Source organism: Streptomyces sp. SID5785, from assembly GCF_009870065.1.
Classification (GTDB): Bacteria; Actinomycetota; Actinomycetes; order Streptomycetales; family Streptomycetaceae; genus Streptomyces.
In genome coordinates this window covers 1-2783 of sequence record NZ_WWIA01000382.1, presented here as the reverse complement: position 1 = coordinate 2783, position 2783 = coordinate 1, and the positions used below count along the sequence as shown (strand labels likewise).

The window sequence follows — 2783 nt, the reverse complement described above, 5'->3', positions numbered from 1 at the left end:
CGACACCGTCCTCGGTCGCGTCCAGCCCTGCCGCGACGCGTTCCGTATCCGGCCCGACGCCGACGAACCCGTGATCATGATCGCGGCGGGCACCGGTCTCGCGCCGTTCCGCGCCGCCGTCGCCGAGCGCGCCGCCGGACTGCCGCCCGCCCTCGTGTACTTCGGCTGCGACCATCCGGACCGCGACTACCTCCACGCCGACGAACTCCGCGCCGCCGAGGCGACCGGGACCGTCCGGCTGCGCCCCGTCTTCAGCGAAGCCCCGGTGGACGGCCACCGCTTCGTCCAGCACCGCATCGCCGCCGAGGGGGACGAGATCTGGGACCTGCTCGACGCGCACGCACGGGTCTACGTGTGCGGCGACGGCGCCCGCATGGCGCCGGGCGTGCGCTCCGCCTTCCGCGACCTGTACCGCGCACGCACCGAGGGCGCGGACGAGAGCGCGGCCGAGGCATGGCTGAGCACGCTCGTGGCCGAGGGACGCTACGTCGAGGACGTGTACGCGGGCTGAACCGGCCCTGCCCGCTGCCCCGCACGCCGGTGTCCCGCGCGGACCCGGTGCGCAGGGCAGCGGCGGCGCGTCACCTCTGCCCGCCGCGCATCGCACGGCTGCGGCCGCGGAACTCGGCGATCACCTCGTCGCCCCGCCGGACGCTGATGTCGTAGATCCCGCTGCGCCCGTACGTGGTGCGCTCCTCGGCCGTCGCGTACAGGACGTCGCCCTCCCCGGCCGGTGCCACGAAGGTGATGTCCGCGCCCGACGCGACCGTCACCGGACCCCGGCTGTTGCAGGCGCAGGCGAACGCCGTGTCGGCGAGCAGGAAGACGTACCCGCCGTGGGCGATGCCGTGCCCGTTGACCATGTCCGCGCGCACGGTCATCCGCAGCTCGGCCGCACCCTCGCCGGCCGTCAGCAGTTCGATCCCCAGCTGCCGGGAGGCCCGGTCCGCGGCGAACATCCGCTGCGCCGGTCCGTCGCCCTGCTGCCCGATCTCGGCGTTCTCCACGGTGCATCGACCACTTTCCCGGTCCGACCGACCATTCGGTAGCGTTGTGACGCGGCCAAGCAACCAGCACCGAAGCGACCTGTCAAGCGGTGCCGTGCGCCCCGGCTCGGTAGGGTGACTCGCATGGCCATCAGATTCGAGAACGTCGGCATCGCGGTGCGGGACATCGAGGCGACCATCGCGTTCTTCACCGATCTCGGCCTCAGCGTCGTCGGGCGGGACACGGTCCGAGGGGAGTGGGCCGACACCGCGGTCGGTCTCGACGGCAATCACGCCCGGATCGCGATGCTCCAGACGCCCGACGGCAACGGCCGACTCGAACTCTTCGAGTACCTCCACCCCGACGCGATCGAGACCGAGCCCACGCTCCCGCACGAGATCGGCATGCACCGTGTCGCGTTCTCGGTCGACGACCTCGACGCGGCCCTGGAGATCGCCGCCCGGCACGGATGCCGGCCGCTGCGCGGTGTGGCGACGTACGAGGACATCTACCGGCTCACCTATGTGCGCGGGCCCAGCGGCATCCTGGTCATGCTCGCCGAGGAGCTCAAGAAGGGCTGAAAGCCGGACGGTTCACGCCTCTCCCGCGCCCGCGCCCGCGCCGGCCCCGGGTGTTCCGGTGTCCGCCCCCGTGCTCGTGCCCGTCCCCTGGTGCTCGACCAGGACGGCGAACCCGTCGAGGTGGCGGGCCAGCCCGTACTCGAACAGAAGATCGAGATCGGGCGCCGTGTCCTCGGAGAACGCGGCCAGGCGCGGGAACTCCCCGCTCTCCAGCAGCTCGCGGCGCCGCGAGCGCTGACTGTCCGACCACCGGTTCAGCGTCATCCCCGTGTTCCGCTCGGCCCGGTCCTCGTCGGCCTTGGACAGCGCGACCGAGACGACGAAGGCGTGCAGCGTGAGCGTCTCCTGAAGCCTCACGTCCATGGGCAGGCCGAGACCGTCCAGCGCGCTGAGCGTCCACTCGGTGTGGGCCATCATGTGCGGCACCAGTACCGGGCGCGTGAACGAGACGACCGCCGGCAGCCACAGGTGCCGCCGGCACAGCCGCCACTGCTCGCGGGCGATCAGCTCCAGCTTGGCGCGCCACCCCGGGGGGCCGTCGTCGGGCAGGCTGAGATCGCCGAACACGAGGTCGGCCATCTGCACCAACAGCTCTTCCTTGCCCGCGACATACCGGTACAGGGCCATCGGTCCGAGGTCGAGCCGGGCCGCGAGCCGGCGCATCGTCAGCGACTGCAGCCCGTCGCTGTCGGCCAGGTCGACGGCGGTCCGCAGGATGCGCAGCCGCAACTGCTCCTGATCGGGCCCCTCGGCACCCCGCGCGGGGCCGGCCCCCGGCGACGCGGCCGCACGTCTGCGGACCGCCTGCGCGCTGACCACCGTGCCGGAGCCGACCTTCGCCTCGACCAGTCCCTCGTCCCGCAGGACGGCGAGCACCTTGGTCGCCGTCGCGATCGCCACACCCCACCGCTGCGCGACGGCCCGGATCGACGGCACCCGCTCGCCGGGGCGCAGGTCGCCGCCCAGGATCCGGCCGCGGATCTCCGCCGCGATCACGCGATAGGGCGGCTCGGGCTGCAGCTCTGACGACACGGGTCCCTCCGGCGGCTCGGTGCACCTGCACGCCTCAGCATGGCAGACACTTTGAACTAGTGCACTATGCCTGCCGCACTAGTTCACTACAGGCCGACAACCCATGGTTTTCGGGGCTTCCTCGTCGATACGTTGAATGCGAAGCGATGCGCAGAACGGCGTATCGACCAACGGAAGAGACGA

The 2783-nt window shown here is 72.0% G+C and carries 3 protein-coding genes and 1 pseudogene; 2 read left to right on the top strand and 2 right to left on the bottom strand.

Annotated elements, in window-relative coordinates; genetic code table 11:
* Positions 1-511, top strand: a pseudogene (locus GTW43_RS12635) (reductase); the annotation flags it as partial.
* A 70-nt stretch (positions 512-581) separates the two neighbouring features.
* On the opposite strand, the gene paaI reads toward GTW43_RS12635, so the two are convergent.
* The gene (gene paaI / locus GTW43_RS12630) at positions 582-959 is read right to left on the bottom strand and encodes a hydroxyphenylacetyl-CoA thioesterase PaaI (protein ID WP_161301753.1); all 378 of its coding nucleotides are present in this window, start codon (positions 957-959) and stop codon (positions 582-584) included.
* Between the two features lie 171 nt (positions 960-1130).
* Between paaI and GTW43_RS12625 the strand changes: the two genes are divergently transcribed.
* Positions 1131-1568, top strand: a complete 438-nt coding sequence (locus tag GTW43_RS12625; protein ID WP_161301752.1) for a VOC family protein — start codon at positions 1131-1133, stop codon at positions 1566-1568.
* A gap of 12 nt (positions 1569-1580) precedes the next feature.
* On the opposite strand, the gene GTW43_RS12620 is transcribed toward GTW43_RS12625, so the two are convergent.
* Complete coding sequence (locus GTW43_RS12620; RefSeq protein WP_161301751.1) at positions 1581-2600, bottom strand: TetR/AcrR family transcriptional regulator C-terminal domain-containing protein; 1020 nt, start codon at positions 2598-2600, stop codon at positions 1581-1583.
* Between the last annotated feature and the right edge of the window lie 183 nt (positions 2601-2783).

Coding starts and splice junctions, on each gene's coding strand:
- paaI (WP_161301753.1), bottom strand. CDS start 959: ATGTTCGCCGCGGACCGGGCCTCCCGGCAGCTGGGGATCGAACTGCTG.
- GTW43_RS12625 (WP_161301752.1), top strand. CDS start 1,131: ATGGCCATCAGATTCGAGAACGTCGGCATCGCGGTGCGGGACATCGAG.